Annotated in this window: 23 protein-coding genes; 13 read left to right on the forward strand and 10 right to left on the reverse strand. The window is 70.8% G+C overall.

Translation table 11 applies throughout. The features are described 5' to 3' along the window. Positions 1-24: 24 nt before the first annotated feature. The 4 genes from M4V62_RS15800 (at position 25) to M4V62_RS15815 (ending at position 1,857) form a co-directional block, all read left to right on the forward strand. A complete protein-coding gene (locus M4V62_RS15800; protein ID WP_249587902.1) occupies positions 25-240 on the forward strand; it encodes a hypothetical protein in 216 nt (71 codons plus the stop codon). A 144-nt stretch (positions 241-384) separates the two neighbouring features. Continuing rightward, positions 385-1,026, forward strand: coding sequence for a TetR/AcrR family transcriptional regulator (locus M4V62_RS15805; RefSeq protein ID WP_249587903.1), 642 nt, complete (start codon positions 385-387; stop codon positions 1,024-1,026). Positions 1,027-1,177: 151 nt separating this feature from the next. Beyond that, complete coding sequence (locus M4V62_RS15810; protein WP_249587904.1) at positions 1,178-1,405, forward strand: DUF3107 domain-containing protein; 228 nt, start codon at positions 1,178-1,180, stop codon at positions 1,403-1,405. A 179-nt stretch (positions 1,406-1,584) separates the two neighbouring features. Further along, complete coding sequence (locus tag M4V62_RS15815) at positions 1,585-1,857, forward strand: hypothetical protein (protein WP_249587905.1); 273 nt, start codon at positions 1,585-1,587, stop codon at positions 1,855-1,857. A 107-nt stretch (positions 1,858-1,964) separates the two neighbouring features. Here M4V62_RS15815 and M4V62_RS15820 read toward each other — a convergent pair whose 3' ends face one another. Beyond that, on the reverse strand, positions 1,965-2,702 hold the full coding sequence (locus M4V62_RS15820; protein WP_249587906.1) for a ferritin-like fold-containing protein: 738 nt from the start codon (positions 2,700-2,702) through the stop codon (positions 1,965-1,967). A 463-nt stretch (positions 2,703-3,165) separates the two neighbouring features. Here M4V62_RS15820 and M4V62_RS15825 point away from each other — a divergent pair, with 463 nt between their 5' ends. Both M4V62_RS15825 and M4V62_RS15830 read left to right on the forward strand, forming a co-directional pair. Further along, on the forward strand, positions 3,166-5,370 hold the full coding sequence (locus tag M4V62_RS15825; RefSeq protein WP_249587907.1) for a DEAD/DEAH box helicase: 2,205 nt from the start codon (positions 3,166-3,168) through the stop codon (positions 5,368-5,370). 984 nt (positions 5,371-6,354) lie between these two features. Then, positions 6,355-7,230: an alpha/beta fold hydrolase gene (locus tag M4V62_RS15830; RefSeq protein ID WP_249587908.1), complete on the forward strand. Its 876-nt coding sequence runs from the start codon at positions 6,355-6,357 to the stop codon at positions 7,228-7,230. 35 nt (positions 7,231-7,265) lie between these two features. On the opposite strand, the gene M4V62_RS15835 is transcribed toward M4V62_RS15830, so the two are convergent. Then, positions 7,266-8,177: an NYN domain-containing protein gene (locus tag M4V62_RS15835; protein WP_249587909.1), complete on the reverse strand. Its 912-nt coding sequence runs from the start codon at positions 8,175-8,177 to the stop codon at positions 7,266-7,268. A 211-nt stretch (positions 8,178-8,388) separates the two neighbouring features. Here M4V62_RS15835 and M4V62_RS15840 point away from each other — a divergent pair, with 211 nt between their 5' ends. After that, the gene (locus M4V62_RS15840; protein ID WP_167829028.1) at positions 8,389-8,541 is read left to right on the forward strand and encodes a hypothetical protein; all 153 of its coding nucleotides are present in this window, start codon (positions 8,389-8,391) and stop codon (positions 8,539-8,541) included. A gap of 123 nt (positions 8,542-8,664) precedes the next feature. On the opposite strand, the gene M4V62_RS15845 is transcribed toward M4V62_RS15840, so the two are convergent. From M4V62_RS15845 to M4V62_RS15855, 3 genes are all read right to left on the reverse strand, one after another. Continuing rightward, positions 8,665-9,270 (reverse strand): MarC family protein, encoded by a 606-nt coding sequence (locus M4V62_RS15845; RefSeq protein ID WP_249587910.1) that lies wholly within the window; start codon positions 9,268-9,270, stop codon positions 8,665-8,667. 78 nt (positions 9,271-9,348) lie between these two features. Then, positions 9,349-10,215, reverse strand: coding sequence for a PHP domain-containing protein (locus M4V62_RS15850; protein ID WP_249587911.1), 867 nt, complete (start codon positions 10,213-10,215; stop codon positions 9,349-9,351). Between the two features lie 175 nt (positions 10,216-10,390). After that, complete coding sequence (locus tag M4V62_RS15855) at positions 10,391-11,032, reverse strand: DUF6758 family protein (protein WP_249587912.1); 642 nt, start codon at positions 11,030-11,032, stop codon at positions 10,391-10,393. 159 nt (positions 11,033-11,191) lie between these two features. Here M4V62_RS15855 and M4V62_RS15860 point away from each other — a divergent pair, with 159 nt between their 5' ends. Then, positions 11,192-12,445, forward strand: coding sequence for an MFS transporter (locus M4V62_RS15860; protein ID WP_249587913.1), 1,254 nt, complete (start codon positions 11,192-11,194; stop codon positions 12,443-12,445). A gap of 44 nt (positions 12,446-12,489) precedes the next feature. Here the strand turns inward: M4V62_RS15860 and M4V62_RS15865 are convergent, their stop codons facing one another. Continuing rightward, positions 12,490-13,074: a suppressor of fused domain protein gene (locus M4V62_RS15865; protein ID WP_249587914.1), complete on the reverse strand. Its 585-nt coding sequence runs from the start codon at positions 13,072-13,074 to the stop codon at positions 12,490-12,492. Positions 13,075-13,544: 470 nt separating this feature from the next. Between M4V62_RS15865 and M4V62_RS15870 the strand changes: the two genes are divergently transcribed. Together M4V62_RS15870 and M4V62_RS15875 are read left to right on the forward strand one after the other, a co-directional pair. Then, positions 13,545-14,666 (forward strand): magnesium and cobalt transport protein CorA, encoded by a 1,122-nt coding sequence (locus M4V62_RS15870; RefSeq protein ID WP_249587915.1) that lies wholly within the window; start codon positions 13,545-13,547, stop codon positions 14,664-14,666. Positions 14,667-14,700: 34 nt separating this feature from the next. Beyond that, positions 14,701-15,213 carry a hypothetical protein gene (locus M4V62_RS15875; RefSeq protein WP_249587916.1) on the forward strand — a complete coding sequence of 171 codons (513 nt, stop codon included), beginning with the start codon at positions 14,701-14,703 and terminating at the stop codon, positions 15,211-15,213. A 14-nt stretch (positions 15,214-15,227) separates the two neighbouring features. On the opposite strand, the gene M4V62_RS15880 is transcribed toward M4V62_RS15875, so the two are convergent. Then, a complete protein-coding gene (locus M4V62_RS15880; protein WP_425575238.1) occupies positions 15,228-15,992 on the reverse strand; it encodes a hypothetical protein in 765 nt (254 codons plus the stop codon). A 203-nt stretch (positions 15,993-16,195) separates the two neighbouring features. On the opposite strand from M4V62_RS15880, the gene M4V62_RS15885 reads away from it, so the two are divergent. The 3 genes from M4V62_RS15885 to M4V62_RS15895 are packed head-to-tail and all read left to right on the forward strand — an operon-like array spanning position 16,196 to position 19,213. Continuing rightward, complete coding sequence (locus M4V62_RS15885; RefSeq protein WP_249587918.1) at positions 16,196-17,473, forward strand: magnesium transporter MgtE N-terminal domain-containing protein; 1,278 nt, start codon at positions 16,196-16,198, stop codon at positions 17,471-17,473. Further along, positions 17,460-18,035 carry a DUF1003 domain-containing protein gene (locus M4V62_RS15890; protein WP_249587919.1) on the forward strand — a complete coding sequence of 192 codons (576 nt, stop codon included), beginning with the start codon at positions 17,460-17,462 and terminating at the stop codon, positions 18,033-18,035. The genes M4V62_RS15885 and M4V62_RS15890 overlap by 14 nt, the downstream gene beginning before the upstream one ends. Positions 18,036-18,079: 44 nt before the next feature. Next, entirely contained in the window at positions 18,080-19,213 is a 1,134-nt protein-coding gene (locus M4V62_RS15895) for an Mrp/NBP35 family ATP-binding protein (RefSeq protein WP_249587920.1), read from the forward strand. A gap of 95 nt (positions 19,214-19,308) precedes the next feature. On the opposite strand, the gene M4V62_RS15900 is transcribed toward M4V62_RS15895, so the two are convergent. The 3 genes from M4V62_RS15900 to M4V62_RS15910 form a co-directional block, all read right to left on the reverse strand. Beyond that, positions 19,309-19,980 carry a hypothetical protein gene (locus tag M4V62_RS15900; protein ID WP_249587921.1) on the reverse strand — a complete coding sequence of 224 codons (672 nt, stop codon included), beginning with the start codon at positions 19,978-19,980 and terminating at the stop codon, positions 19,309-19,311. Positions 19,981-20,177: 197 nt separating this feature from the next. After that, a complete protein-coding gene (locus M4V62_RS15905; RefSeq protein ID WP_249587922.1) occupies positions 20,178-20,669 on the reverse strand; it encodes a sec-independent translocase in 492 nt (163 codons plus the stop codon). Between the two features lie 82 nt (positions 20,670-20,751). Beyond that, on the reverse strand, positions 20,752-23,094 hold the full coding sequence (locus M4V62_RS15910; RefSeq protein ID WP_249587923.1) for a trypsin-like peptidase domain-containing protein: 2,343 nt from the start codon (positions 23,092-23,094) through the stop codon (positions 20,752-20,754). Positions 23,095-23,159 lie beyond the last annotated feature (65 nt).

Here is a 23,159-nt window from a genome sequence, read left to right on the forward strand (position 1 = left end):
AGTCCGCTAGGGAAGAGAGCCACTATGACCGTCGACCCGTCCGACCCCGAGACCTTCGAGGCCGAAGAGAACGCCGCTATCAGCACCGAGGCGCCCGAGGCCGACAGCGCGGAGCAGCAGACCGACCTCACGCCTCACCAGGACGACTCCTTGCAGGACGCGGACACGGACGCGGCCAACGAGGCCGATCTGGCCGAGCAGGCCCGCGTGGTCAGCATCGACGAGGACGACTATCGCTGAGCTGCCCGTGTTTGCCCTGCTACGCACGGCTTTCACGGCCATCCAGTCCGTGAAATTCTCCGCTCGTACCGCGCACATCACGGTTACCGAAAAGTACGATGGCCGCGCGGCGCACACCGCACATTCACGATCATGGGAGGCGGCGTGACAGCCATCGAGCAGACAGAGGCAGCGCGCCCTCGGGGCACACGCCTGCCGCGTCGTGCCCGACGCAATCAGTTGCTGGGCGCGGCTCAGGAGGTCTTCGTCGCGCAGGGTTACCACGCGGCGGCGATGGACGACATCGCCGAGCGGGCCGGAGTCAGCAAGCCGGTGCTCTACCAGCACTTCCCCGGCAAGCTCGACCTGTACCTCGCCCTGCTCGACCAGCACTGCGAATCACTGCTGCAGTCCGTCCGCACGGCACTTGCCTCCACGTCGGACAACAAACTGCGCGTCGCGGCCACGATGGACGCCTACTTCGCGTACGTGGAGGACGAGGGCGGCGCCTTCCGCCTCGTCTTCGAGTCCGACCTCACGAACGAGGCCGCGGTCCGCGAGCGCGTGGACCGGGTCACGCTCCAGTGCGCGGAGGCGATCTGCGAGGTCATCGCCGAGGACACGGGCCTGCCCCGTGACGAGGCGATGCTGCTCGCGGTGGGCCTCGGCGGCTACTCACAGGTGGTCGCCCGGTACTGGCTCGCCAGCGGCAGCACGGTCCCGCGCGACAAGGCGGTGGAGCTGCTCACCTCGCTGGCCTGGCGCGGTATCGCGGGCTTCCCGCTGCACGGCCTGGAAGGCCACTGACCCCGGTTTCGCCTTCTCGCGTTCTGTTCCCGATCTCTGTTCGCTACTGGCGTGCAGCGGCGGAAGCATGGGCGTCGCTTCACCGGGCTAATGTGTGCTGAGTACGGCGCGGACGCCCGCGCACATCACTGACCGTCGGAGGGACAAAGCCGTGGAGGTCAAGATCGGCGTGCAGTACGCGCCCCGCGAGATCGTGCTCGAGAGCACCCAGAGTGCCGAGGAAGTCGAGCGCGCGGTGTCCGAGGCGCTGACCGGCAAGTCGCCGCTGCTGAGCCTCGTGGACGACCACGGCCGCAAGGTCCTGGTTCCGGCCGACCGCCTTGCGTACGTCGAGCTCGGTGAGCCGACCGCACGCAAGGTGGGCTTCAGCGCCCTGTAGTTCACGGGCGCTGCACGCAGGACGAACGACGAGAACGGCCCGGTGGTCACAACCACCGGGCCGTTCTCGTGTGTTGACGCGCGCCCACGCGCCGAGGGTCTGGAGGATTGCATTCCGGCCCCCAGGGGTAAGACCGGCTACGACCGTTTTGCACCTGGCCGCGAGGGAGGGAACACCCTGTGATTCTGGAAGCACTCGGCTCCGCACTGCTCGGTTTCGCCCTGGCATGGGGCGCGGCCCACCGACTGCCCCACCGGCTCCCGGCGCGCAGCCTGGTCCTGTCGACCGGCGCGGCGGGCGCGGTGATCGGATCCTTCGTCACGCACATGGCCCTGGGCGCGGGCCACACACCCGCCACGATCGCCGGCGCGGTAGCCGTGGCGGCAGCCCTACTCTCACTCCTGCTCCGCCCCAGCCGCTCCCACCTACGCCGTCGCTCAGCGACGGCGTAGGGGCGGGGGGGGGAACTGGCGGGGTCAGCGCCCGTAGGGGCGCGGGGAACTGCGCGACAAGCCACAGCACACCCGCAGGGGGAAATCCGCGAAACCCAGCGGAGCGCCTACGCCGCCAAGCCCAGCGCAGCCATCCGCTTCGTGTGCGCCTCAGTGATCCGAGAGAACATCCGCCCGACCTCGGCAAGGTCGAACCCATCGGCAACGCCCCCGACCAGCATGGTCGACAAGGCATCCCGATCGGCGACCACCCGCTGCGACTGCGAGAGCGCCTCGCCCATCAGGCGACGGGCCCACAGCGCGAGCCGCCCACCCACACGCGGATCCGCGTCGATCGCGGCCCGCACCTTCTCCACGGCGAAGCTCGCGTGCCCCGTGTCGTCGAGCACCCCGAGGACGAGACGCCGGGTGTCACCGTCGAGCCGCGCCGCCACCTCGCGGTAGAAGTCACTGGCGATCGAGTCACCCACGTACGCCTTGACCAGGCCCTCAAGCCAGTCGGACGGCGCCGTCTGACGGTGGAAGCCGTCGAGCGCGGCCACGAAGGGCTCCATCGCCTCGGTCGCGTCCGCGCCGATCGCGGAGAGCCGGTCCCGCAACTGCTCGAAGTGGTGGAATTCAGCCGACGCCATCTTCGCCAGCTCCGCCTTGTCGCCGAGCGTCGGCGCCAGCTTCGCGTCCTCCGCGAGCCGCTCGAACGCCGCGAGCTCTCCGTAGGCGAGCGCTCCGAGCAGGTCCACGACCGCGGCGCGGTAGTGCGGCTCGGCGGCGGCGGTCCTCCAGTCCTGGGCGGCGATTCCGGTGGGTTCGGCAGGCGTGTCAGCGGCGGTGTCAGGCGTCTCCATAAACCGCACAATAGCCCGCTCGCAGCAACGTGTAAGGGCCTGGTCAGTGACTGTGACGACGACTACGTGACCAATTCGCCAGACACGGCTGCGAGATTCCGGGGTACAGTGGTAATGCGCCCGCCGAATATTCGTCGGGCCGTACGAATGAGGATGCCCGGTCGGAGGCCCGATCGGCTCCGACCCGACAGCCCTCCAGGCGGCCCGCGCAGTGCGGACGGCACGAGGAGGGAACCTCAGCGGTACGAGCGCTCGAGCGCAGGCAGTGGTCCCGCGCCCCCGGCCCCGCCCCCCAAGCAGCCGGCGGTAGTGGCACGGTCACGACCCCCAGCGTTCGCCTCGGGCCGCGTCTCACAGAAGAGGCAATGCCCTGACTACGACTTTCCGCGATCTCGGAATTCTCTCCGAGACGGCCGAGGCCCTTGAGGCCGTCGGCATCATCAGCCCTTTCCCCATCCAAGAGATGACGCTGCCCGTAGCGCTCTCCGGCTCCGACGTCATCGGCCAGGCCAAGACCGGCACCGGCAAGACGCTCGGCTTCGGACTGCCGCTCCTGGAGCACGTCACCGTCCCCGCGGACGTCGAGGCGGGCCGGGCCAAGCCCGAGCAGCTGACCGACGCCCCGCAGGCGCTCATCGTCGTCCCCACGCGTGAGCTCTGCCAGCAGGTCACGAACGACCTCCTGACCGCCGGCAAGGCGCGGAACGTACGCGTCCTCGCCATATACGGCGGCCGTGCCTACGAGCCGCAGGTCGAGGCCCTCAAGAAGGGCATCGACATCGTCGTCGGCACGCCGGGTCGTCTGCTCGACCTCGCGGGCCAGAAGAAGCTCAACCTCAAGCACATCAAGTGCCTGGTCCTCGACGAGGCCGACGAGATGCTCGACCTGGGCTTCCTGCCCGACGTCGAGCGGATCATCAACATGCTGCCGCCGAAGCGTCAGACGATGCTGTTCTCGGCGACCATGCCGGGCGCGGTCATCGGCCTGGCCCGTCGCTACATGTCGCAGCCCACGCACATCCGCGCCACCGCGCCGGACGACGAGGGCCAGACCGTCGCGAACACGAAGCAGCACGTGTACCGCGCGCACAACATGGACAAGCCCGAGATGGTCTCGCGCATCCTGCAGGCCGACGGCCGCGGACTCGCGATGATCTTCTGCCGTACGAAGCGGACCGCCGCCGACATCGCCGAGCAGCTCGAGAAGCGCGGCTTCGCCTCGGGCGCCGTGCACGGCGACCTCGGCCAGGGCGCCCGCGAGCAGGCGCTGCGCGCGTTCCGCAACGGCAAGGTGGACGTGCTCGTCTGCACGGACGTCGCCGCGCGCGGCATCGACGTCGGTGGCGTCACCCACGTCATCAACTACCAGTCCCCCGAGGACGAGAAGACCTACCTGCACCGCATCGGCCGCACCGGCCGCGCGGGTGCCAAGGGCATCGCGATCACGCTGGTCGACTGGGACGACATCCCGCGCTGGCAGCTGATCAACAAGGCGCTGAACCTCGACTTCAGCGACCCGGTCGAGACGTACTCCAGCTCCCCTCACCTGTACGAGGAGCTGAACATCCCGGCGGGCACGAAGGGTGTCCTGCCGCGCGCCGAGCGGACCCGTGCCGGGCTCCGCGCCGAGGAGATCGAAGACCTCGGCGAGACGGGCGGCAAGGGTGGCTCGCGCGGGCGGGACCGCGGTCGTGACGGCGGTCGTGACGGCGGTCGTGACGGCGGTCGTGACCGTAACCGCGGTCCGGCCACCGAGGTGGAGCGCGAGCCGCGTGAGGCGCGTACGCCGCGCCGGCGTCGCCGCACGCGTTCGGGTACGCCGCTGGAGACTCCTGCTCCGGCCGTGGCAGTGGCCGAGGCCGCGCCTGCCGCTGCCGCTGCCCCTGCCGCCGTGTCCGCCCCCGAGGCCGAGCTGACGGAGCCGCGTACGCCGCGCCGCCGTCGCCGGACGCGGAGCGGCTCGGAGGCTGCGGAGGCCGTGGTCGAGACGGTCGAGGCCGTGGAGACGACGGAAGCCGAGGCTCCGGCCACGAAGCCGCGCCGCCGCACCCGCAAGGCTGCGGAGCCGGTGGCCGAGGTCGCGGAAGCGGCCGAGACCGAGACTCCCGCCACGAAGCCGCGAGCACGGCGCACGCGCAAGGCAGCGGAGACCGTGGTCGACACGGTCGAGGCAATCGAGGCGGAGGCGCCCGCAGCCAAGCCGCGCCGCCGCACCCGCAAGGCGGCCGAGCCGGTCGTCGAGGCCGAGGCTACGGAGGCACCCGAGGCCGAGGCCCCGGCCACGAAGCCGCGAGCACGGCGCACGCGCAAGGCAGCGGAAGCCGTGGTCGACACGGTCGAGGCAGTCGAGGCGGAGGCGCCCGCAGCCAAGCCGCGCCGCCGCACCCGCAAGGCAGCCGAGCCGGTCGTCGAGGCCGAGGCTACGGAGGCACCCGAGGCGGAGGCCCCGGCCACCAAGCCGCGGGCACGCCGCACGCGCAAGGCAGCAGAAGCCGTGGTCGACACGGTCGAGGCCGAGATTCCCGCTCAGCCGACGGAGGAGACCAAGCCGCGCCGCCGTACGCGCAAGGCTGCGGAGGCTCCGGTTGCCGCCGAGGAGGCCGCCGTCACCAAGCCGCGCCGCAGGGCCCGCAAGGTGGCTGCGCCGGCCGAAGCGCCGGAGAGCTGAAGCTCCACCGAGTTCTGAACCGAAGGCCCGGCCCCCTCACAGGGACGCCGGGCCTTCGGCGTACCACCCCCCGGGCAACTCCCTTTCACCACCGCCCAGTTGAAGCCACCTCCCGCGCCCCCAACCTCTCCCACCCACCCGATCCCCCCGCAGCAACGGGGCACCCCAACAGCCCCAACCCGGCGCTCCGCGCCGAACCTTTCCCGCCCACCCACCCGTTTGCCCCGCAGCCAAAGGGTGACCGGATGAGCGGGCGGGGAGAACCCACGCGCGGAAACGGGCGGGCGGGAAGGATCCGCACAGGACAACAGGCAGGTGGGCGGAAAGGATCCGCGCGGGCAACGAGCGGCCGGACCAGGACAACCCGCGCGGGCCGACGAGCGGCCGGGGAGGGACAACCCGCGCGGGGCGACGAGCGGCCAGGGAGGACCCGGGGCAACGAGCGGCCGGGGAGGCCCCGGGGCAACGAGCGGCCGGGGAGGCCCCGGGGCAACGGACGGACGAGGAAGGTCTGAAAACGCGGGGCAACGGGTGGGTGGGCGGGAAGGATCCGGCGCGAAGCGCCGGGACAGCTGATCGCGCAACACCGGTGACAAGCCCCCACCCAGCCCCTCCCACCGCGGAGCAACGGGCGGGTGGGCGGGAAAGATCCGGCGCGAAGCGCCGGGACAGCTGATCGCACGACACCGGCGGCCAGCCCCACACCCAGCCGCCCTCCCCACCGCGGAGCAACAGGCAGGTGCGCGGGGAAGAACCGGGCGCGAAGCGCCGGCCCCGTTCCCGCAGGGCACCCCGGCGACCAGCCCCCACCCAGCCCCCTCCCCACCGCGGGGCAAACGGGCGGGTGGGTGGGGAGGATCCGCGCGGAGCGCGGGAAAGCCGCCCGCGGGCACCGCCGGCCCGAGTAACCGCCCACGCCCCCCGGGCGGGACGCACCGGCCCCACCCCCCGCACCGCCCCGCGAAGGCCGCTAGCCTCAGACGCATGAGCAGGCCCCCGACCTTCACCCCGCCCCCCGGCGTCGACGCCCACCGCCTCCGAACGGCCCGCGGCGACTTCGCCGCGCTCGACGCCCGCCCCCCGGCCGGCCAGGCCAAGGGCACGGTCCTCCTGCTCCCCGGATTCACCGGGAGCAAGGAGGACTTCATCGCCCTGCTCAAGCCCATCGCAGATGCCGGGTATCGAGCGGTTTCCGTCGACGGCCGGGGGCAGTACGAGACCGAAGGCCCGGCGAAGGACGAATCCCCTTACATCCAGGCCGAGTTGGCCCAGGACGTCCTCGCCCAGACCGAAGCCGTCGGCGGCACCCCGCACCTTCTCGGCCACTCCCTCGGCGGCCTCATCGCCCGCGCCGCCACCCTCAGCGCCCCCGCCGACACCTTCGCCTCGCTCACCCTCATGTCCTCCGGCCCCGCCGCCGTCTCGCCCTCGCAGCAGGACCGCGCCAAGATGCTGACCGACGCGCTCGCCGCCCTCTCCATGGCCGACGTATGGGCGGCCATGCAGGCCCTTGACCCGCCCGAGGACGCCGACCTCGACGGTGCGGCCCTGCGCACGCGCTGGCTGCGGCACAGCCCCGCCCAGCTCATCGCCACCGGCAAGCAGCTCTGCGCCGAGCCCGACCGCGTCGCGGAGCTCGACGCCGTCCCCTTGCGCAAGCACGTCATCTCCGGCGAGCGCGACGACACCTGGCCCATCGCCTGGCTCGACGACATGGCGGACCGGCTGCACGCCCACCGCACAGTCGTCACCGGCGCCGAGCACTCCCCCAACACCGACCGGCCGACGGAGACGGCCGCCGCCCTCATCGCCTTCTGGGACCAGGGAACAACAACAACAGGAAACAACAACAACGCGTAGGGGCTGACCCCGTACAGCCGCCGACCCCTCAGCGACTAGTACCGCGTCTGCAAGTTCTCCCAGAACCCGTCCCGCAGCGCCCGCCGCAGATCCGACTGCCCCCGCAGCGAGTACGCCAGCAGCTTCTCGGCCTCCACCAGGAGCTCCTGGTCCACCGACCCCGGCAGATAGGGATGCCCCGGCAGCAGGTCGACCAGCGCCGCGCGCCCCCGCTCGGCCAGCCACTTCGCGGCGATCTGCGCGCCCACGAAACGGACGTCCTCGCGCGAGGGCCGGGGCGTGCCCACCGCCTCGTACGTCGCCGTGGCGGCGCGCCGGGACACGTACGGCTTGAAGAAGTCCAGGTCGAACGTGCGCTGGCTGTCGACCTCCCACAGCAGCGGCTCCGCCTGGTTGCGGCCGCCCTCGGACGCCTCGATGCCCCACAGGTGCACCCGCGCGCCGTACCCCTGCGCCGCCTCCACCGCCGAGACCAGGTCCTCGTCGCCCCCGATCAGGGCCGCGTCGCTGATGGCGCGGTGCCGGGCCAGTGACTCCAGATCCGTCCGGATGAGGGAGTCCACGCCCTTCTGCTGGTTGTTCGCGTTGAGGTTGCCCAGGCGGACCTTGACGTCGGGGAGCTCCGCGATCGACTGCTGCTCCACGGTGTGGATGCGGCGCCGCGCACCGTCGTACCAGTAGACGCGCAGCAGACGGCTGTCCGCGAAGATCGTGCGCGCCTTGTCGATGAAGGCCTCGATCAGACCCTCCGCGTCCAGGTCGAAGGCGCGCCGGTCCTCCGTGCCGACCGCGAGGCGTCCCGCCGCCGCGTACACATATCCGGCATCGACGAAGATCGCGTGCGTGGACGGTGTCTTCGCCACCTCGGCGAGCACGCGCTCGAGGAGTCCGTTGGCGCGCTCCAGCTGGACGCTGATCTGGGCGCTGATGTCGATCTCGTCGTTCATTGGGGTCCATTGTCCCGGTGGTCACGCAGCGAACACAACCGGTCTCGCTACTCGTGAGTAATTAGTCTGTCGAAAAATTTCCTTAGCGTAGGGAATGTTTGCTGGGGGCAACTCGTTGTACCCGTATGGAACACCGGACACAGCTGTCCCGGGGGACCACAACTCCAGTAGTTCTCCTTCAGGAGGATGACCAGACGAAGGGAGAAGCCCTATGCGCTTCGAAATCATGCGACTCGACGACGTCGACGGCGCCGCCGTGGACCGGACCGTCGTAGACGCCGCCTCCGTCAATCGGATCGTGCAGCAGGCCGCAGCGATCGGCCAGCGCATCTATATCCGACCGGCCGAATCCCCGGCCTCGTAACGCTCAGGTTGATGCACAGGTTGAGTTGATGCACAGGTTGAAGGGCCCCGTACACCTTTGGTACGGGGCCCTTGGCATGCCCGGAGGCCCTGGCTCCCGGCCCACCCCGTCCGTCGCCGGCGCCTAGCCGCCGTTGATCACCTGTGTCACGCCGTTGATGATCTGCTGCACCGCGATCGCGGAGAGCATCATCCCCGCGAGCCGCGTCACCAGGACCACGCCGCCGTCCTTGATGACCCGGATGATCAGTAGCGAGTAGCGCATCACGAGCCACAGCACGACGTGCATCGCCACGATCGCCGCCCACACGGAGATCTGCGTGCCGACGCTGTCGGCGTCCTGGACGGCCAGGATGACGGAGACGATCGCGCCGGGCCCCGCGAGCAGCGGCATGCCGAGCGGCACGAGCGCGACGTTGACGTCCTTGGTCTGCTTCGGCTCGTCCGTCTTGCCGGTGAGCAGGTCGAGCGCGATCAGCAGGAGCAGCAGCCCACCCGCGATCATCAGCGCGGGGACGGAGACATGCAGGTAGTCGAGGATCTGATGGCCCAGGAGCCCGAAGACCGCGATCACGCCGAAGGCGACGCAGACGGCCTGGAAGGCCATCTTCTTCTGCACCTTGGCGGGGCGCCCGGAGGTGAGTCCGAGGAAGATCGGCGTGATCCCGGGAGGGTCCATGATCACAAAAAGGGTGAGAAAGAGGGATCCGAAGACGGCGACGTCGAACACAGTGATGGCCTTGCAGTGAGTCGTACGAAAGTGCCGCGCGGACGGCGGCGGAAAAGGTGAGCAGATGCGGGGCCGCAGCTAAGCGGCGGGGCTTCCGCCCGCGCCCGGCACCGGGAACGCCCCGGTCGCCCGGCGCGTGATCTCGCCGTAGATCTCGGGGTCAGTGGTGAACTCCCCGAGCACGCAGGTCTTGCGGCTGCCGTGGTAGTCGCTCGACCCCGTGGCCAGGAGGCCGAGGTCCGCCGCCAGGCCGTGCAGCCGGGTGCGGGTGGCCGGGTCGTGGTCCATGTGATCGGCCTCGACGCCGTCGAGACCGGCCGCGGCCAGCTCAGCTATGGCGGCCTCCGGCACGACCTGCCCGCGCTTGACGGCCGCCGGGTGCGCGAAGACGGTGACGCCGCCCGCGGCCTTGACCAGGCGGATCGCGTCGAAGGGGTCCAGTTCGTGCTTCTCGGCGTACGCACGGCCGCCGTCGGCGAGCCAGTCCGGCGTGAAGGCGTCCGAGACGGTGGGCACGACGCCCAGTTCGACCAGGGCCTCGGCGATGTGCGGGCGGCCCACCGAGCCGTCGCCCGCGATGCGCGCGACCTGCTCCCAGGTGACCGGGACGCCGAGCTCCTGGAGCTTGCCGACCATCGTCTGCGCGCGGGGCACCCGGTCGTCGCGCACGAGCTCGCGCTCGCGGGCGAGCTCCGGCTCGTCGGGGTCGAAGAGGTAGGCCAGCATGTGCAGGCCCACGCCGTCGAGGCGGCAGGAGAGTTCGGCGCCGGTCACGAGGGTGAGGCCTGCGGGCAGCGCCGCGACGGCCTCCGCGTACCCGCGGGTGGTGTCGTGGTCCGTGAGCGCGACGACATCGAGACCGGCGGCGGCAGCGTTGCGGACCAGCTGCGCCGGGCTGTCCGTGCCGTCGGAAGCGGTGGAGTGGGTGTGCAGGTCGATGCGCACGACGCGTACTCCAGGCTCTGACGGGGCGGACACGGACCGGTCCACGAGGGACGGTCGCGAGGGGGAAGCTCAAGGATAGCGGGACGCGCACGCTCCCCCGGCCGTCGCGAAGGAGACTCCCCTCACCTCACGACACACCTCACGACTCACCTCACGACGGCAGCGGGATCCGCCCTCACGGCATCAGGATCCGCGGCGAAAGCGCCCCGCACGGCAGCAGGTCCACCTCGGCCCCCGCGTCCCGCAGATCGGTGAGCACCAGCTCGTCGTACATCAAGAGGCCCGACTGCTCCGGCCACGCGATCGCCCACAGCCACAGGCCGCGCGCCTCGCCCGCGAAGACCGCGCGGTCGTCCGGCGTGCCCGCCACATGCCACATCGGGGTCGGCCGCCCGGCCGCGAGCAGCTTGGCCTGCGGCGGCTTCTCGACGTTCAGATACGGGCCGGGGTCCGGGCCGTCGATGCCCGCGTACCGCGCGCCGAGACCGACGCCGAGCTCCTCGGCGACGAGCACCAGCTCACCCATGCCGCCGAGCGGCGCGGGCCCCGAGCAGGCCACGGCGGTCGCACGGCCGCCGCTGCGGTCGTCCCCCGCGCAGGCCACGCCCGTGAAGAGCCAGCCGACCGGCAGCGGCCACGGCATCCAGACCGGCACCTGCGCACGGTGCACCACGACCTGGAGGGCCTCGACGCTGGGCGGGATCACAGGTTGCAGCGGATGCACCGTCCCGTGCACATCGCACTGCCAGGAGTCGGCAAAGAGACCGGGAGCCCTGACCCGGCCACCACACTTCGGGCAACTGGGTTCGCCCCTCATAGCGCCCAACGGTCCTCCCCGGTCGTCGCTCCGTCAAGGACGATCACCCGTCCGGTGGCGCTGTCACCAGGCAAAACTAGATGTAGCTTGCATCTTTTAGGCTGGCTAACTAATATGTGTATACGTCAACGATCTCGACGAAGCCGCTAAGGAGCAGGCATGAACAGCAGCACAGGAGGCCCCGCGGAAGGGGATCCGTTCGACGAGGGGGCGACCAGTCTTCTGCGTCAGCCGAAGGCCGTCTGGGCCACGGCAGGCGCGTCCGTCGTCGCCTTCATGGGCATCGGGCTCGTCGACCCGATCCTCCCCTCCATCGCCAAGGGCCTGGACGCGTCCGCCAGCCAGGTCTCCCTGCTCTTCACCTCGTACTTCCTGATCACCGCCGTCGCGATGCTGGTGACCGGATTCGTCTCCAGCCGGATCGGCGGCAAGAAGACCCTGCTCCTCGGGCTCGCGCTCGTCGTGGTCTTCGCGGGGCTCGCAGGCACCTCGGGCTCGGTCGGTGAGCTCGTCGGGTTCCGCGCGGGCTGGGGTCTTGGCAACGCCCTCTTCGTGTCGACCGCGCTCGCCGTCATCGTCGGAGCGGCGGCCGGCGGCAGCGCCGCGGCGATCCTGCTCTACGAGTCGGCGCTCGGCCTCGGCATGGCGTGCGGGCCGCTGCTCGGCGCGGTGCTCGGCAACGCGAGCTGGCGCTACCCGTTCTTCGGCACCGCGGCCTTGATGGCGGTCGGGTTCCTCTGCATCACGGCGTTCCTGAAGGAGCAGCCGAGGCCCGCGCAGAAGACGTCACTGCTCGCCCCGATCAAGGCGCTCGGCCACGGCGGGCTCGCGTCGGCCGCCGCCTCCGCGTTCTTCTACAACTACACGTTCTTCACGGTCCTGGCCTTCACGCCGTTCGTGCTGAACATGACCCCGTACAAGTCGGGTGCGATCTTCTTCGCCTGGGGTCTGCTGCTCGCGGTCTTCTCGGTGCTCGTGGCCCCGCGGCTGCAGGCGCGGTTCGGCTCGTTGAAGGTGCTGGGCGGTTCGCTGGTCCTTCTCGCGGTGGACGTGCTCGTGCTCGGGTACGGCAACCACACCACGGCCATCGTCTGCACGATCCTGTCCGGCGCCTTCATCGGCGTGAACAACACCGTCTACACCGAGCTGGCGCTCGGCGTATCGGACGCGCCGCGGCCGGTGGCCAGCGCCGGTTACAACTTCGTCCGGTGGTTCGCCGCCGCCGCGGCGCCGTTCTTCGCGCCGAAGATCGAGGAGTGGAGCAACATCCACGTCCCGTTCGTGGTCGCGGCGATCACGGCGGCGCTCGGCGCGGTCGTGGTCTGGGTCCGCAAGGACGCCCTCACCCACGAAGCCGAGGAGCTCGAACCGAAGCACGCGACGGAGGACGGCGTCACCGTCTTCGCCAACTGACTTCTTCCGTACGGGGATTGAGTACGGGGATTCGGTACGGGGATTCAGTCCAGGGGCACGGACTTGCGCAGCGGATCGCGCAGGTCCGTTCCGCTGTTCAGCCAGCGCTCCTGGAGGGCCTGCGCGCCGTGCACCCGCTTCCACGCGCCCTCGTTCGGCGTCATGGGCAGCAGCGGAAGGAACCGTACGGGCTCCATCGGCTCGTCGAGCTCCAGGTCCTCCACCAGACCGCCCGGCTCCGCGACAAGGACCGACGTGAACTGCGCGCCGGGCCACAGCGGTTCACCCACGTCGAGCGAGGCGCCGGGAGCCACGATCAGGCCCTCGACCTGGGGCGACGCGGCAAGGACGGCCAAGGGCCGCAGCACCTTGTCCGTGTCGGCGACGCCGCCCCGCACCGAGAGGATCAGCTCCGCGCGCGGGCCCTTGACGGGGTCGGCCAGCGGGGCGGTGGGGTCGGCCATCGGCTGGGCCGCCATACCGAGCGTGGCGTACCTGACCACGTCCCCGTCCGTGAAGCGCAGCACTTCCACGCGGTCGGTACCGAGGAAGGTCACCGCGGCGCGGGCGTCCGGTTCACCGAGGCCAGTGCGGAGACGGGCCTCGACCAGAGCAAGAACATCAGCCATGACGCGAGCATAGAACTCGTCAGTGGCGGGTAAAGACGGGGCTTGACACTTCAGTCGGCTGATAGTGTTGGCCGCTGGTTCCGGGCAGCACGCAGAGCGCGCTTTCAAGCCCGGGCAGATGACTTCGCGCGCTACGCGCTTGGGACTCCCCTACGGGGGACCGGCCGGAGGAGGTGGGGCTGCCATGGATCGAAGTCGACCGTGCAGTACCACCCGTTCTTCCGTCTGACACCTCACGCAGCCCTGTAGCTGCCACTGCGCGCCTGTACTCCCCGTGCTCGCGTGCGACGGAAGAGCACTTCGTTTCCACCTGATCTCTCTGAGTTCTTTGATCTGAGTCAGTAGCGAAGCTGCCACCGCGATGGTGCGGTGCTCCCCGCTTTGTGGACGTGCCAAACATCCTCAGCAGGACGTCCCCATTCCGGGTAGTTCCACCCGCCGCCGGCGGCCTCCGTCAAAGGAGCCTGCCCATGTCGATGATCCGTGACCTCCGCGCCGCCGTCCGCCCCTCGCTCCGCAAGGACGGCAGCGCCTACAGCTCGTACGACACCACGCGCGACCCCACCGCCGCCTCCGCCGTCGTCGACTGCGCCGTCTACCGCGACGGGCGCCGCGCGGCCTGCGACGACACGCTCACGCCGCACGAGGCGATGCTCCAGGTGCGTCGCGAGGGCGGCTTCGCCTGGATCGGTCTGCACGAGCCGACCGAGGCCGAATTCTCCGGTATCGCCGCCGAGTTCGGGCTGCACCCCCTCGCCGTCGAGGACGCGGTGCACGCACACCAGCGGCCCAAGCTGGAGCGCTACGACGACACGCTCTTCACCGTCTTCAAGACCATCCACTACGTCGAGCACGCCGAACTCACCGCGACCAGCGAGATCGTGGAGACCGGCGAGGTGATGTGCTTCACCGGCCGGGACTTCTTCATCACCGTGCGGCACGGCGGCCACGGCTCGCTGCGCGCCCTGCGGCGCAGGCTCCAGGAGGAGCCCGAGCTGCTCGCCAAGGGCCCGTCCGCCGTCCTGCACACCATCGCTGACCATGTCGTCGACGGCTATCTCGCGGTCGCCGACGCCATGCAGGACGACATCGACGAGGTGGAGACCGAGGTCTTCTCCGCCCCGAGCAAGGGCAAGGGCTCCGCGCGCGGTGTCGACGCCGGGCGGATCTATCAGCTCAAGCGTGAGGTCCTGGAGTTCAAGCGGGCCGTGTCGCCGCTGCTTCGGCCCATGCTGCTCCTGAGCGAGCGGCCGATGCGGCTGGTCGACCCGGACATCCAGAAGTACTTCCGTGACGTCGCCGACCACCTGGCCCGCGTCCAGGAGCAGGTCGTCGGCTTCGACGAACTCCTCAACTCGATCCTCCAGGCCAATCTCGCGCAGGCCGCGGTCGCGCAGAACGAGGACATGCGCAAGATCACCTCATGGGCGGCGATCATCGCCGTGCCGACGGCGGTCTGCGGTGTCTACGGCATGAACTTCGACCACATGCCCGAGCTGCACTGGCGGTTCGGCTACCCGATGGTGCTCGGCCTCATCGCCGGTGCCTGCTGGACCATCCACCGCACCCTGAAGCGCAACGGCTGGCTCTAGAACCCCACAGCACCCCACTCGGTAGGCTGCGCGCATGACAGAAACGCTGCTCTCCCAGGCCCTCGTCGAGGAGGCCACCAAGAAGTCGGGGCTCATCTGGGTGCGCGGCGAAGAACCGGCCCGCGCCCTGTGGCACGTATGGCACGAGGGCGCGGCGCACCTCATCGGCGACGGCCCCGGCGAGCAGCCACTGCCGGGGCTCGTCGACGGCGGCACCGCCGAAGTGACCGTACGGAGCAAGGACAAGGGCGGCAGGCTCATCGCCTGGACGGCGCTCGTGACCGAGCTCGCGCCGCGCTCCGAGGCGTGGGAGGCGGCCGTCGCCGAGCTCAAGGGCAAGCGCCTGAACGCGCCCGACGGCGAGCGGATGCCGCAGCGCTGGGCGGACGAGTGCCGGGTCGTCCGGCTCACCCCGCAGAAGACGATCACCGACCTGCCCGACGGCTCCCTCGCGGCCCCGCCCCTGCCGACCCGCGCGACCACCCGGCAGCCGGTGCCCGAGGCGCTGCCCCGGCTGTTGTTCAAGCGCAAGAAGCGGCGCGGCTAGCGCGCCGCGCGCCCTCAGGACTCGGGCAGCTGCTCGCCGTAGTCCACCATCTCGTCCTTGTCCGGCTCGCTGAGCGGGAAGTCCCTGCCCCAGTCGCTGAGTCGGAGCGTGCCCGCGTCGCCCGCGCGCTCCAGGCTCAGCGGGTAGGGCTTGCCCTTGAGGGAGACGTCCAGGGTGCCGCCCGCGCCCTTGTCGCCGGTGATCTCGATGCTGGGGTTGCCGGACGTGGTGCCGCGGTCGCCGGTGGCCAGCTCGCCGTGCAGGGTGAGCATGCCCGCCAGGAGGACGTCCTTGTCCGTGAAGCCGCTCAGCTGCTGGTAGGACGCGTCTTCCTGGGGGACCTTGACGTACTTTCCGTCGAGCTTGGCCGCGGCCGCGCCGTCCGCCTTGCCGGGCTTCTGGCCGCCCTTGGCGTCCTCGTGGGTCCAGAAGGCGGAGTCGGCCTTCAGGAAGAGCTGCTTGCCGACACGCAGCAGCTGGAAGGTCTCCCCCTTCGAGGTGACCGAACCTGTGCCGCCCTCGTCCTTCAGGCGCATGTCGAGCTTGTACGTGTGGCCCTTGCTGACCAGAGTGCCCGAGAGCCGCACCGCGGTCGCCGAGTCGGCCGCCGCGCGGGACTTGCTCTGGATCTTCGCGGCGGAGAGCTTCCCCATGCCGTTCGTGCCCGCGTCCGGATCCTCCTCGCTGCTGCACCCGGTGAGACCGGTGACCCCGATGACGAGACCCGCGCACACCGCGCTCACCAGTGCTGTCCTGCGGGTACGGCGGACCAGGGGAATCTCGGACACAGGGGGCGCTGCCTCTCGTGGGGACGACGGCTACGGCTACGGCAGTACGGCAGCGTACCCGTGCTGACCAGTTGGATCGGCGCCAGTGTGGCCGTACGCTCCGCCGGGGCGTATCCGACCGGGACGGGCTAGCCTGAAGCCCGCATTGCCCGACAGAACGGCGCAAAAAGCTACGAGTGAGGGAGGCGCGTGCGATGGCGGCAACCGCCTCCCGGGTCTTCGTCTCGCATCTGGCCGGTACCGCCGTCTTCGACCCGAACGGCGACCAGGTCGGCCGGGTGCGCGACCTGGTGGCGATGCTCCGGGTGCAGCGCAGGCCGCCCCGGCTCCTGGGCCTCGTCGTCGAGCTGTCCACGCGGCGCCGCATCTTCCTGCCCATGACCCGCGTGACGGGCATCGAGACGGGCCAGGTCATCACGACCGGCGTACTGAACGTGCGGCGTTTCGAGCAGCGGCCCACCGAGCGGCTCGTGCTCGGCGAGATGCTCGACCGGCGGGTCAGGCTCGTCGAGACGGACGAGGAGGTGACCGTCCTCGACGTGGCGGTGCAGCAGCTGCCGGCCCGCCGCGACTGGGAGATCGACCGGGTCTTCGTACGCAAGGGGAAGGCGGGCACCTTCCGACGCAAGGGCGAGACGCTCACCGTCGAGTGGTCGGCCGTCGACGGGTTCTCCCTGGAGGAGCACGGCCAGGGCGCGGAGAGCCTGCTCGCCACCTTCGAGCAGCTGCGCCCCGCCGACCTCGCCAACGTCCTGCACCACCTGTCCCCGAAGCGGCGGGCCGAGGTGGCCGCCGCCCTCGACGACGACCGGCTCGCCGACGTCCTCGAAGAGCTCCCGGAGGACGACCAGATCGAGATCCTCGGCAAGCTCAAGGAGGAGCGCGCCGCCGACGTCCTGGAGGCGATGGACCCGGACGACGCCGCCGACCTGCTCGCCGAGCTGCCCGAGGACGACAAGGAGCGGCTGCTCACGCTGATGCAGCCGGACGACGCCGCCGACGTGCGGCGCCTGATGGCGTACGAGGAGCGCACCGCCGGCGGTCTGATGACGACCGAGCCGATCGTGCTGAGGCCCGACGCGACGGTCGCCGACGCCCTGGCGCGGGTGCGCCAGCAGGACCTCTCCCCCGCGCTCGCCGCACAGGTCTACGTGTGCCGTCCGCCGGACGAGACGCCGACGGGCAAGTACCTGGGCACTGTGCACTTCCAGCGGCTCCTGCGCGATCCGCCGTACACGCTGGTCAGCTCGATCCTCGACGACGACCTCCAGACGCTCCTGCCGCAGACCGCGCTGCCGCAGGTCGCCGGGTTCTTCGCCACGTACGACATGGTGGCGGCCCCCGTCGTCGACGAGAGCGGCTCGCTCCTTGGCGCGGTCACGGTCGACGACGTGCTCGACCACATGCTGCCGGACGACTGGCGCGAGACCGAGTTCCACCAGGACGAGGGAGTGCGCGATGCCGCCGGCTGACCGCGAGCGGGATGCCCGTGTCGAGCCGCGGACCGCGCCCCGCTTCCGGCTCGACCAGCCGCGGCCGCCTCGGCGCAAGCTCCTGCCGGAGTACGACCCCGAGGCGTTCGGGCGGCTCTCCGAGCGGATCGCGCGGTTCCTGGGCACGGGGCGGTTCATCGTCTGGATGACGATCACCATCATCGTGTGGGTCGGCTGGAACGTCTGGGCCCCCGAGGTGCTGCGCTTCGACCCGTTCCCGTTCCTGTTCCTGACCCTCGCGCTGTCCCTCCAGGCGTCCTACGCGGCTCCCCTGATCCTGCTCGCGCAGAACCGGCAGGACGACCGGGACCGGGTCAACCTCGAACAGGACCGCAAACAGAACGAGCGCTCCATCGCGGACACCGAATATCTGAGCCGCGAGATCGCCTCGCTGCGCATGGGCCTCGGCGAGGTCGCCACCCGCGACTGGATCCGTTCCGAGCTCCAGGACCTGGTCAAGGAGCTGGAGGAGCAGCGCAGGGGCCAGCGCGTCGTATTCCCCGCGGAGGAGAGCGGCGGGCGTGATGTAGGCGACCGTTGACGGCTCTTTCCGGGGCAGGGTTACCGCGCCGTACTATCGGACGTATGGCTACGGAAGACGCGGTGCGTGAAGCACTGGCGACGGTGAACGACCCCGAGATCCACCGACCGATCACCGAGTTGGGGATGGTCAAATCGGTAGACATCTCCCCTGATGGGGCGGTGGCGGTCACCGTGTACCTCACGGTCTCCGGGTGCCCGATGCGCGAGACCATCACGAAGAACGTGACCGACGCGGTCGCTGCCGTCGAGGGCGTCACGCGCGTCGACGTCACCCTCGACGTGATGAGCGACGAGCAGCGCAAGGAGCTGGCGAGCGCGCTGCGCGGCGGCACCGCCGAGCGCGAGGTCCCCTTCGCCAAGCCCGGCTCGCTGACCCGTGTCTACGCCGTCGCGTCCGGCAAGGGCGGCGTCGGCAAGTCGTCGGTGACGGTGAACCTCGCGGCCGCGATGGCGGCGGACGGCCTGAAGGTCGGCGTCGTGGACGCGGACATCTACGGCCACTCCGTGCCCCGGATGCTGGGCGCGGACGGCAAGCCCACCCAGGTCGAGGACATGATCATGCCGCCGTCGGCGCACGGCGTGAAGGTCATCTCGATCGGCATGTTCACGCCCGGCAACGCCCCGGTCGTGTGGCGCGGCCCGATGCTCCACCGCGCCCTCCAGCAGTTCCTCGCGGACGTCTTCTGGGGCGACCTGGACGTCCTGCTCCTCGACCTGCCCCCGGGCACCGGCGACATCGCGATCTCCGTCGCCCAGCTGGTCCCGAACGCGGAGATCCTCGTCGTCACGACGCCCCAGCAGGCGGCGGCCGAGGTCGCCGAGCGCGCGGGCTCCATCGCGGTGCAGACCCACCAGAAGATCGTCGGTGTCGTCGAGAACATGGCAGGGCTTCCCTGCCCGCACTGCGGCGAGATGGTCGACGTCTTCGGCACGGGCGGCGGCCAGCGCGTCGCCGAGGGCCTCACGAAGACGACGGGCACGAACGTCCCGGTCCTCGGCTCCATCCCGATCGACGTCCGCCTGCGCGAGGGCGGCGACGAGGGCAAGCCCGTGGTCCTCTCCGACCCGGACTCCCCCGCGGGCTCCGCGCTGCGCACCATCGCGGGCAAGCTGGGCGGCCGCCAGCGCGGCCTCGCGGGCATGACCCTGGGAATCACCCCGCGCAACAAGTTCTGAGCCTTCCCGCCATACGCCGATGGGGGCGCCGCTCGTCATGAGCGGCGCCCCCATCGGCGTATGCGTGTGCGTCGGCGTATGCGTGTGCGCGAGGTCTAGTTCGCGTACTCGTGGATGTCCTTGACCACCGAGAAGCCCAGGCCGTACGCGCTCATGCCGCGCCCGTAGGCGCCCAGGGGCACGCCTTCCTTGGTGGAACCGGCGAGCACCCAGCCGAACTCGGACTCGCGGTAGTGGAACGAGGTCGGCACCCCGTCCACCGGCAGCGACAGCGTCGACCAGTCCTCGCCCTGGAGGTCGTCCGCGAGGACCCAGGCCGTCTCGGTCTGCTGGTCGAGCCAGTCGTCACGCAGGCTGTGGTCCATCTGGTTCGGCCAGGTGAAGGACAGCAGCCCCACTCCGGCGAGCCAGGCCGCCGACGACACCGACGTCGCCTCCAGGAGGCCCGTGCCGTCCGGGCTGCGCCGCACCGGGTTGGCCGCGACGGTCACCACGACCGCGAAGCGCTCCTTGTCGCTGTTCCCGAAGGGCCCGTCGCTCCGGACCGACGGCTCATCGCCGTGCCCGATGGAGCCGTGCTCCACCGCGCCGTCCGCGGCGGTGCCGACCTGCATCAGCCAGCGCTCCCCGGTGAAGGCCTCGTCGAGGCCGTACCAGGGGAAGGGCGCCAGCAGATAGCTGTCGACCGTGCGCCGGGCGGAGGGCATCGCTTGTGCGGTGCCGTCCGCGGCCGGCGCCTGTGCGCCTACGCGACTTGTCGTCTCCATGTACCCGGCCGCCTCCTCGTTCTCATCGGTCCGCAGGGCCCGCCCCCCTCGGGCGTCCTCAGCCGGACAACAAGGCAGGATAGCCACACCCGTTCCGGAAGCTGGGACACCGGTAGGCGGTCGGGTGTCTCGAAGGGAGTGACCGGGGGCGCGCTCAGGGGCGTCCCGCGGGTGCCTCTCAGGAGGTCAGGTGGGGGTCAGGTGGCGTCCGCGTCGAACGGCGGAGGGTCGGCGGGAGCGGCCTTCTCGGGCTTCTTGTCCATGTCGATACGGCCGTCCTTCTTGGCCATGTCGATACGGCCGCCGGCCGCTTCGGACGCGCTGTCCGTGCCGGTCGCGCCGGTCGCGCCGTCGGAGGATTCACTCTCCCGCCCGTGCACGGCGTCCGTGACCTCGGCCATCTCCTTCTTGAGGTCGAAGCCGTTCCGGATTTCCTTCAGGCCGAGCTCGTCGTTGTCGAGCTGCTTGCGGATGAAGGTCTTCGGATTCAGGTCCTCGAACTCGAAGTCCTTGAATTCCGGGCCCAGTTCACTGCGAATATCCGCCTTGGCGCTGTCCGAGAATTCTCGGATCTTACGGATGGTCCGCGTCGCGTCCTGAATGAGCTTGGGCAGCTTGTCCGGGCCGAAAACGAGCACGGCGAGGATGATCAGCGCCACTACCTCGAGCGGGCCAATGTCTGAGAACACCTTGAGCTCCTTGCCATCCGGACCGGGTCCACGGTACCCGGCGTTCCTGTCCGTCCGGTAGCCGCTGGGCGACAGACGTGGATCAGCTTCCGCCCGACGCACCGAGCACGAGCGTCACTTTCCGGTCCTTTCCCGCGCGCTGGACCGTCAATTCGAGGCTGTCCTTCGGGCGATGGGCGCGGATCTTGACGATGAGCTCGTCGCCGGAGTGGATGCGCTGGCCGTCCACTTCGGTGATGACGTCGCCCGGCTTGATTCCGGCGCGATCACCCGGTCCGCCTTCGTTCACGGCGGGGCCGCCGTCCTTGCCCTTCTCGCCGACGCGGGCTCCGTCGCCCGTGTACTCCATGTCGAGCGTGACACCAATCACAGGGTGCGTGGCCTTGCCGGTGTTGATCAGCTCTTCGGCGACCCGCTTGCCCTGGTTGATGGGGATGGCGAAGCCGAGGCCGATGGAACCCGCCTGGCCGCCGCCGGGCGCCGAGCTGTCGTCGGCGGAGCGGATGGCGCTGTTGATGCCGATGACGCGGGCGTCCGCGTCCATCAGCGGGCCACCGGAGTTGCCGGGGTTGATGGGTGCGTCGGTCTGGAGTGCGTCGACGTAGCTGATGTCGCTGCCGTCGCCCTTCTCGCCTCCGGCGGTGATGGGGCGCTCCTTGGCGCTGATGATGCCGGAGGTGACGGTGTTCTCCAGGTCGAACGGGGCGCCGATGGCCACCACGGGGTCGCCCACCTGGACGTTCTCGGAGTTGCCGAGGGGCAGCGGCTTGAGCCCGCGCACCCCGGAGACCTTGACCACGGCGAGGTCGTACCCGGAGTCGCGTCCTATGACCTCCGCCTTGGCCGTCTCGCCGCCGCTGAAGGTCACCGATATCTCGCCGCCGGTCCCCGCGGGCTCGACCACGTGGTTGTTGGTGAGGATGTGGCCCTTGCCGTCGAGCACGAAGCCGGTGCCGGTGCCCTGCGCGTCGTCGCCGCTGACGTGCAGGGTCACGACGCCGGGCAGCGAGCTCGCCGCGATCCCGGCGACGCTGTCCTTGGCCCGCACCTTGTCCTGGGCGTCCGACTGCGACAGCTCGATGTCCGATACGCCGGCGTTCCGCTCGAGATAGGCGCCGAGGGCTCCGCCGATGCCGCCGGCCACGAGGGTGATGACGGCGATCCCGACCAGAATGATCCGCCGCGCCCGCTTCTTCTGCTTCGCCTCATCGACGGGAACGGCACCGCTCTGCTGGAGGGGGGCGTTCCAGGGGTCGTAGGGCCGGCGGGGAGGGGCGGCGGCTTGGGGGTGCGGGTGGGGTTGCTGAGGCTGCGGGTGGGGCTGCTGAGGCTGGTGGTGGGGCTGCGGCTGCGGCTGCGGCTGCGGCTGCGGCTGCGGCTGCGGCTGCGGCTGCGGCTGCGGCTGCGGCTGCGGCTGCGGCTGCGGCTGCGGCTGCGGCTGCGGGGCAACGCCCTGTGGGGGCGCGGGGTGCGGGGTGCCGTGCGGCGGGGTGGCGCCGTGGGCCGGGGCCGGAGCCTGGCCGGGGGTTCCGTGGGGCGGGGTTCCGCTGTGGCCCGCCGCCGGGAGCTGCGTTCCGTGCGCGGGAGTCGCCGCCGGGTGCTGTACGGGCGGGGCGGGGGCCCAGGGGCCTGGCTCGCCGTAGGGCGGGGTGCTGTACGGATCGGGGTCGTGCAGCGGGCGGGGGCGGTCGGCGGGGGTACCTGCCTGGGCGGGAACACCCGGGGCGGAGTCGCCCGGACCAAGGCCACCAGGAGCGGCGCCGGCAGGAGTGGCTGCGTCCGGGGCAACTGCGGCGGCCGGAGCCGCCGAGGGGACGCCGTGCGCGGAGGCAGGCGGGGACGCGGGCTCGAAGCCGGATGCGGAACCAGAGCCTGGCACTGAGCCGGACTCGGCCGCGCGCTCGGAGCCCGGCGCGAAGCCAGGAGCCGACTCGAAGCCCGGCGCGGAGGCAGGAACCTGCGCGGAGCCGGACGGCAGGTCAGAGCCCTGCACGAAGGCAGAAGCCGCTGCGGAGTCGGAACGCAGGCCAGAGCCCTGCACGAAGTCAGGCGCTGGTGCGGACTCGGAACGCAGCTCGAAGCCCTGCGCGGAAGCGGGAGTCGGCTCGGAACCCGGCGCGGAGGCAGGAACCTGCGCGGAGCCGGACGGCAGGTCAGAGCCCTGCCCGAAGGCAGAAGCCGCCGCGGAGTCGGGACGTGGCTCGGAAGCGGGCGCCTGGGCGGGCTCGGCGCTTGGCGGGGCCGCCGCGGCCAGGGTGAAGTCGCCGGACGCGTCCTCCGCTCGCCCGGCGGTGTCTTCCGCCTCGGCCCCGGTGGTGCCTATCTCTCCGTCGGGGCCGCCCCGCTCCGTTCCCGTTCCGTCAGGCGCGGACGCCGACCTGGGGCGGCTCCACCACTTCGCCTTTGTGGGCTTGCCCTCGTCCATGCTCTCCCCACACCTGGCCTACGGCGGACGCCGATCACGTGCTCAACTCCGCGCCCGCCACAAGC

The organism is Streptomyces durmitorensis (genome assembly GCF_023498005.1).
GTDB classification, from domain to species: domain Bacteria; phylum Actinomycetota; class Actinomycetes; order Streptomycetales; family Streptomycetaceae; genus Streptomyces; species Streptomyces durmitorensis.

Coding starts and splice junctions, on each gene's coding strand:
- M4V62_RS15800 (WP_249587902.1), top strand. CDS start 25: ATGACCGTCGACCCGTCCGACCCCGAGACCTTCGAGGCCGAAGAGAAC.
- M4V62_RS15820 (WP_249587906.1), bottom strand. CDS start 2,702: ATGGAGACGCCTGACACCGCCGCTGACACGCCTGCCGAACCCACCGGA.
- M4V62_RS15825 (WP_249587907.1), top strand. CDS start 3,166: ATGACGCTGCCCGTAGCGCTCTCCGGCTCCGACGTCATCGGCCAGGCC.
- M4V62_RS15830 (WP_249587908.1), top strand. CDS start 6,355: ATGAGCAGGCCCCCGACCTTCACCCCGCCCCCCGGCGTCGACGCCCAC.
- M4V62_RS15835 (WP_249587909.1), bottom strand. CDS start 8,177: ATGAACGACGAGATCGACATCAGCGCCCAGATCAGCGTCCAGCTGGAG.
- M4V62_RS15840 (WP_167829028.1), top strand. CDS start 8,389: ATGCGCTTCGAAATCATGCGACTCGACGACGTCGACGGCGCCGCCGTG.
- M4V62_RS15855 (WP_249587912.1), bottom strand. CDS start 11,032: ATGAGGGGCGAACCCAGTTGCCCGAAGTGTGGTGGCCGGGTCAGGGCT.
- M4V62_RS15860 (WP_249587913.1), top strand. CDS start 11,192: ATGAACAGCAGCACAGGAGGCCCCGCGGAAGGGGATCCGTTCGACGAG.
- M4V62_RS15865 (WP_249587914.1), bottom strand. CDS start 13,074: ATGGCTGATGTTCTTGCTCTGGTCGAGGCCCGTCTCCGCACTGGCCTC.
- M4V62_RS15870 (WP_249587915.1), top strand. CDS start 13,545: ATGTCGATGATCCGTGACCTCCGCGCCGCCGTCCGCCCCTCGCTCCGC.
- M4V62_RS15875 (WP_249587916.1), top strand. CDS start 14,701: ATGACAGAAACGCTGCTCTCCCAGGCCCTCGTCGAGGAGGCCACCAAG.
- M4V62_RS15885 (WP_249587918.1), top strand. CDS start 16,196: ATGGCGGCAACCGCCTCCCGGGTCTTCGTCTCGCATCTGGCCGGTACC.
- M4V62_RS15890 (WP_249587919.1), top strand. CDS start 17,460: ATGCCGCCGGCTGACCGCGAGCGGGATGCCCGTGTCGAGCCGCGGACC.
- M4V62_RS15895 (WP_249587920.1), top strand. CDS start 18,080: ATGGCTACGGAAGACGCGGTGCGTGAAGCACTGGCGACGGTGAACGAC.
- M4V62_RS15900 (WP_249587921.1), bottom strand. CDS start 19,980: ATGGAGACGACAAGTCGCGTAGGCGCACAGGCGCCGGCCGCGGACGGC.
- M4V62_RS15910 (WP_249587923.1), bottom strand. CDS start 23,094: ATGGACGAGGGCAAGCCCACAAAGGCGAAGTGGTGGAGCCGCCCCAGG.